This window comes from Psychromonas sp., from assembly GCF_047632995.1.
Taxonomy (GTDB): Bacteria; Pseudomonadota; Gammaproteobacteria; order Enterobacterales; family Psychromonadaceae; genus Psychromonas.
Genome location: NZ_JBLIEK010000001.1, coordinates 126,034 through 132,732, shown reverse-complemented (window position 1 = coordinate 132,732; position 6,699 = coordinate 126,034). Strand labels below are relative to the sequence as shown.

General features: G+C 40.7%; 4 protein-coding genes. 3 read left to right on the top strand and 1 reads right to left on the bottom strand.

Annotated elements, in window-relative coordinates:
• Positions 1-8: 8 nt before the first annotated feature.
• From hflK to ACJAT7_RS00640, 3 genes are all read left to right on the top strand, one after another.
• Positions 9-1,172, top strand: coding sequence for an FtsH protease activity modulator HflK (gene hflK, locus ACJAT7_RS00650; RefSeq protein WP_415224866.1), 1,164 nt, complete (start codon positions 9-11; stop codon positions 1,170-1,172).
• A 2-nt stretch (positions 1,173-1,174) separates the two neighbouring features.
• Positions 1,175-2,041 carry a protease modulator HflC gene (hflC, locus tag ACJAT7_RS00645; protein WP_415224862.1) on the top strand — a complete coding sequence of 289 codons (867 nt, stop codon included), beginning with the start codon at positions 1,175-1,177 and terminating at the stop codon, positions 2,039-2,041.
• Positions 2,042-2,265: 224 nt separating this feature from the next.
• On the top strand, positions 2,266-5,040 hold the full coding sequence (locus ACJAT7_RS00640; RefSeq protein WP_415224861.1) for an immunoglobulin-like domain-containing protein: 2,775 nt from the start codon (positions 2,266-2,268) through the stop codon (positions 5,038-5,040).
• Between the two features lie 68 nt (positions 5,041-5,108).
• On the opposite strand, the gene ACJAT7_RS00635 is transcribed toward ACJAT7_RS00640, so the two are convergent.
• Positions 5,109-6,506: an MBL fold metallo-hydrolase RNA specificity domain-containing protein gene (locus tag ACJAT7_RS00635; protein ID WP_415224860.1), complete on the bottom strand. Its 1,398-nt coding sequence runs from the start codon at positions 6,504-6,506 to the stop codon at positions 5,109-5,111.
• Positions 6,507-6,699: the final 193 nt, after the last annotated feature.

Sequence of the window (6,699 nt, the reverse complement as noted above, 5' to 3'; positions counted from 1 at the left end):
AGCTATATATGGCTTGGAACGAACCGGGAAAAGATAAAGACCCGTGGAACAATGATGATAAAAAGAAAGATCAGGGACCGCCTGATCTGGATGTTATTTTTCAAAAGATAACAGACTTATTCGGTGGTTTATTTGGTAAAAAACCATCCTCCAATAATGGCAACAATGGGGCGAATAAATTTATCATCCTTGCTGTGGCTGTTGTGCTGGGCACTGTCTGGTTTGTCAGTGGTTGGTATACGGTTAAAGAATCTGATCGTGGTGTGGTATTGCGTTTTGGTTCTTACCATTCTGAGGTTTTACCAGGTCTACACTGGAATCCAAAATTTATCGATCGCATTATTCCGATTAATGTTGCAGAATTTCGCACTATGCCTACAACGGGTTTCATGCTTACTGAAGATGAAAACATTGTAAAAGTGGCGCTGGAAGTGCAATACCGAATTGTTGCCCCAGAAAAATACCTGTTCAATGTAACCGATGCTGATAATAGTTTATTACAAGCTCTTAATAGTTCATTGCGTTTTGTCGTCGGCCACTCAACTATGGATGATGTATTAACAACAGGTCGTGAAATTGTACGCCAAGAAACCTGGGAAATGCTGGAGAAAATCATTGAACCCTACGATTTAGGTATTGAAGTGGTTGATGTCAATTTACAGCAAACACGTCCGCCTGAGCAGGTTAAAGATGCATTTGATGATGCGATTGCCGCGCAGGAAGATGAGCAGCGGTTTATCCGTGAAGCAGAAGCTTATGAGCGTGAAAAAGAGCCTATTGCGCGTGGTCAAGTGAAGCGTATTGAACAACAGGCACAAGCTTATAAAGAAGGTATTGTTTTAAAAGCGCAGGGTGCTGTCGCGCGATTTAATAAATTATTACCTGAATATCATGCAAGCCCAAAAGTGACTCGCCAGCGTTTATATCTTGAAGCGATGGAATCTGTACTTAATAGCAGCTCTAAAGTATTAATTGATAATAAATCAGGTGGCAATCTGACTTTCTTACCGCTTGATAAATTAATGAGTTCGAACGCCTCTAGAGCCGCAAAACCTACTGCCGTTTCAGAGATTGAAACACGTTCTAGAGCGGATGAAAAAGCAGATACAGATGAACGTTCAGCAAGTAGCGATCGAGTCTCACGCGGTAGCCGCAGCACAGGGAGAGACTAATAATGAAAAAATTACTAATCCTACCAGTCTTACTGGTTTTAGTTTTTATCAGTAGCGCATTTATTGTTTCTGAGGGGCAACACGGGATCGTGATGCAGTTCAGTAAAGTTAAGCGTGATGCTGAAGGTCTGCCCGTTGATTTTGCGCCGGGTTTACATTTTAAAGTACCGTTTATTGATTCTGTGCACATTATGGATACGCGTATCCAAACGCTTGATGATCAAGCGGATCGTTTTGTTACCTCCGAGAAAAAAGATCTGATTATCGACTCTTACGTAAAATGGCAGATTGATGATTTGGCAACTTATTACCTCGCAACAGGGGGCAATAAAATGCAGGCGGAAGCGCTGCTTAAGCGTAAAATTAACAATGGCTTGCGCAGTGAAATTGGCTCTCATACTATTAAAGAGATTGTTTCTGGTAAGCGCGGTCAAGTAATGGAAACTGCGCTTAAACGTATGGCGCGATCTTCTGAGCTCGGTATCAAAGTTATTGATGTCCGTATTAAGAAAATCAATTTGCCTGAAGAGGTCAGCAACAGTGTATATAAACGTATGCGTGCTGAGCGTACAGCGGTTGCTAAAGAGCATCGCTCGAAAGGGCAGGAAAAATCGGAAGAGATTCGAGCTAATATCGATCGTAAAGTGTCGATTATGTTAGCGCAAGCGGATAAAGAATCAGCTGAAACTCGCGGTACGGGGGATGCGGAATCTTCGAAAATTTATGCAGACTCTTATACGCAAGATCCAGAGTTCTTCGCTTTTTTACGCAGCATGCAAGCGTACAAAAAGAGCTTTTCTGATAAAAATGATGTGATGGTGTTAAGTCCTGATTCAGACTTCTTTCAGTATATGAAAAATAAAGATTAATATTATTTAATCGTAAAAAACCCCGTTTTGTTACAGCAAAGCGGGGTTTTTTTTATCTTTTTTTTTAATCTGAGCGATTCATAAGTATTATTTTAAGTTTGTGTGATCAATGTTTTGTTTATTTATGCAGCAGATTGTTAGGCCGTTTTATTGATGCATAATATCTGTGAAAGCGCTTACACGGGTATGCGAGATAGATAACGATATTGAATATGGAGATAATAATGAAATTGCAAGGAAAACTACTTTCACTGCTTGTTGCATCCGCATTGACGGGCTGTGGGGATTCTTATGGCCCATTAGAAACACCAATAGCAGAGCCTCAACCTCAACCAATTAGTTTGTCAGGTAAGGTTGCAGACGGTTATTTAAGCGGTGCAAATATTTGTCTGGATATAAATGTAAATAAAATTTGTGATGCTGGCGAGCCATCTGCGACCAGTAGCGCTGGCGGTGCTTTTAATATAGAAAATCTTACTCAAAGTGCAATTGATTCATTTCCTTTGTTAGCCGAAATTATTAAAGGTCAGACAATTGATGAAGATAACCCTAATGTTGCTTTAACAAAGTCTTACACCTTGAGTGCACCCGCAGGATTTACCTTTGTTAGCCCACTAACAACAATGATCCAAAATGAAATTGAAAAAGGCACTGAAGCTTTACAAGCCGCAGTTATAGTGCAGGAACAGCTAGGCACAACATTTGACTTAAATATAGATTATATCGAAGCTAAGCATGATGATACTAGCTCGGATGAAAACCAAGCAGATTTTGAAAAACTGCATCAGGTAGCACAAGTTGCTGCACGTGTTATTGCTGATAATAGAGAGAAATTCGCAGATAACATAGCAAATGAAGATATTTCAATTAAAGAATTGAATACCCTGATAATGGATGGTGTTTTTGCTGCGCTTGATGAAATCTCAGTGCAAGTAGAAATGATAAATGCAGATATTGGCAGCTTTGATCCTGATGCTATCGCGACTGATATTAATGAACGATTTATAATAGGTCCGTTGCCTGATACGCAAGCACCCGTTATTAGCTTAGTTGGACCTACAACAATTAATTTAACGGTTGGCGATGCATATAGAGAGCAAGGTGCAAATGTTACCGATAACCTTGATACGGAACTGGTTGCTGCTGTATCAGGTACTATAAATACAGATATTGTGGGAACCTATACCCTAACCTACAAGACGCAAGATGCTGCTGGCAATAGTGCGACAGCAACAAGAACAATTAAAGTTGTAGCAGTAGAGCCTGCAGTAGAGGTGTTCTATCTATTCCATTCACAGCATGATGACTCCGCGTATGTTCAATATTGGGGAGATGTGTGGACATCTGGTACGGTATACAGCGAATATACTGAAGATAGCATTTACCCTAAAGCATTAGAGATTCCAAGTGGTAGTAATTGGGGGAATGTTGGCGCGATAGCATGGGGTAATGAAGAGGTCAATGCTATTGATATTTCAGCTTACACGCATGTGAAATTCAAAGTGAAGACAGATACTTTTACAACTGTTTCTGTTGTGGTCATTAGCCCTAATGCGCCAGATTATGAAGTGGGTTACATCATTAATGATGGTCTTATTTTAGAAGATGGCTGGGTTGAAATAGAGGCATCATTACCAGATTTTTCAGATATGACTTGGTTTGGTTTGAAGTTTGATGGGCAATCTTCGGGTACGACTCTGCTTGCAGATGTACACTTTGTGACGCAAGAAATACTTATTACAGGACCAACTGAAGCTGCGCCATTTCCACCGCAACTGAGCGATCAAGAAGCTCTTGTGCTTTACAGTGACTCCCTCAAACAAGATAAATATATCTCAGTGTGGAATTCAAACTGGTGGAATGCACCTATCTATTCCGAAGGTGATGTCGATGGAGATCATTATGCAAAATATGAAATTACCGCATTAGGGATAGAAGGGGGAGCTGTTGGTCTGGAATTTGGTATCGAAAATGGCGTTGTTGACGCCTCAGAAAAAACGACGATGAATTTTGATATGTATGTGGAAACGGGTATCACTCAAATTCAGCTGAAATTAGTATCTGAAAATGGTGATTCTCTCTATAAAACCCTCAATCCGCCAACGGGAGAGTGGATTTCACATGAAGCTGTGTTTGCTGAGCTTGAAGTATTATCGGGCACACTTGATCCGAGTACGTTAAAACTAGCTGGATTTATTGCCTTCGGTGAAGCAGGTAGTTCTTTCTATGTGGATAATATCTATTTCTCTGGCGAATCGATATTTTCTGATCTTGTGGTAACAGTGAAAGATAATAATGATAATCCTATAACAGGCGCTATTGTGACGGTGGGTGGTGCAAGTGTAACGACAGATGCCAATGGTTTAGCCACTTTAAATCTACAAGAAGGTGAGCATGCCGTAAAAGTCAGTGTTGATGGCATGGCATTGACACAACAGATGCAATCGAATATTGGTGGTGATACATCGCTAACGGTTGTTATGGAAGAACTTTATCCGGCTCCTTTAGTGGCGGCACCTTTACCAGAAATTGCCAATGCAAATGCCTTTGTTTTATACAGTGATGCATTAGCGGTCGATAAAAATATCTCTTACTGGGAAGATAACTGGTGGAATGCACCTCTGTTTTCTGCTGTGCAAATAGCTGGCAATAATACAGCTAAATTCCAAATAACGCCTGGGGGAGTAGCGGGCGGGGTAACGGGAATACAATACGGTATACAGGGTGGAAGCCTTGATCTATCCGATAAAACTGGGATGCGGTTTAACATGTATGCAACAAATGGTGTTAGTCAAGCCGTATTCCAAGTGGTATCTGCGTCAGGTCCTGGCGTTAGCACCATGCTGCCAGTAACGACTGGTCAGTGGATATCAGTAGATCTTGTCTTTGATGATTTGGTTGGAAATACATTTGATCCCGCAAATTTATCTCAGCTTGGATTACAACTTTGGGGAACCACAAGAGATAGCGTCTATTTAGATAATATCTATTTTTACTAGATCTAAATAACCTTAGCTCGGGATGACGTAAGCGATTTGCTTATCCCGAGTTGAGGTTAAATAATCCGTTACAAGTAAATTTTTTCGCCGTATTTCACAATATGGGCGTGTTTATGCAATTGCTCTTTAATCACTTGTTTAAAGACAGCTTGTTTGTCAGGCTCTCCGTGTATTAAAAAAATCTTATCGAGTTGTTCAAACTCCCTTATCCAGGCTAATAGATCGCTTTGATCTGCATGCGCTGAAAATCCGTTAAGCATATGTATTTGGGCATTCACTTTAATTTTTTCATGATAAAGCTGGATCGACTCTGCTCCGTCTATCATTTGTCGACCCCGCGTACCCTGTACCTGATAACCGACAAAGACAACACTGTTACGCGGATCCCATAGGCGATGTTTAAAGTGATGCTGAATTCTCCCGCCAGTGCACATGCCGCTGCCTGCAATAATAATACAGCCGCTCTCCTCCTTATTAATCAGTACGGAATCTTTGTCTTTGAGCGAATATTGCAGATAAGGAAAGTCAAAAACAGTGCCGTCACGTTGCAGCAGTTTATTGGCGGAAGCATTTAATTCAGTATGGTAATTGGTATAGATCTGGGTGGCACGTATCGCCATGGGCGAGTCTAAAAACACTTTGCAGACGGGCAGTTCTTTATCGTAATACATCTGCTTAAGGATCAGCAGGATCTCCTGTGTCCGCTCAATTGCAAATGAGGGGATCAGCACATTACCCTGATTGCTTAAGGTTTTGATAACAATATCTTTAAACTCCTCAATGGTCTCTTTTAAAGGGCGGTGATCACGATCGCCATAGGTCGATTCAATATAAAGTGCATCCGCATGTTTTACAAAGGCAGGGGGCGGCATAATGACATCTTTACGACTGCCCAGATCCCCACTGAACAGCAGCGATTTTGTGTAACCCTGTTCGCTTAATTCTATTTGAATTGTTGCGGAGCCGAGAATATGCCCTGCGTTTCTAAAAGTTACCTTAACACCGGGGGAAAGCTCAATGGCTTTATTGTAGTCGGCATATTGAATGGTTAAATCAAACACAGATTTTGCATCATCCGTGCTATAGATAGGGGGGGGGACTGATTTTTCATTACCCGATCTTCTGGCCTTTTTAAGCGCGGTTTTGTAATCTTCCTCAGCAATCTTGGCACTGTCGAGCAAGATAACTTCAGCAAGATCCATGGTTGCTCTTAACGCCACCACTTTGCCGTCAAATCCCTCTTTAACCAGTTTTGGAATACGGCCAATATGATCCAGATGGGCATGTGTAATTAAGATAATATCGACTTTTTTGGGATCAAAATCAAAAGGGGCGAATGTTTTATTCTCATCACTCCCCTGAAAATAACCGCAATCGACTAAAATTTGCGGCCCATTTTTAAGTTGTAAAAAATGGCATGAACCCGTAACCGTTTCTGCAGCGCCAAATGATTGAATGAAAGTCATAAGCAATCCTTATTGTGGTTATGCTTTGACTATAGCATCGCTTCTATTTATCAGGCTGATAACGAGGAAAAACTTACGCAATTAATGACCTGCTCTTTTATTTGAGTCATAAAAAACTAACTTTCCCCTCTCTTTTCTAATAAAATATAACTGTTTGATAAATTAATTAATAAATGTAAAGTTGAATTTTACT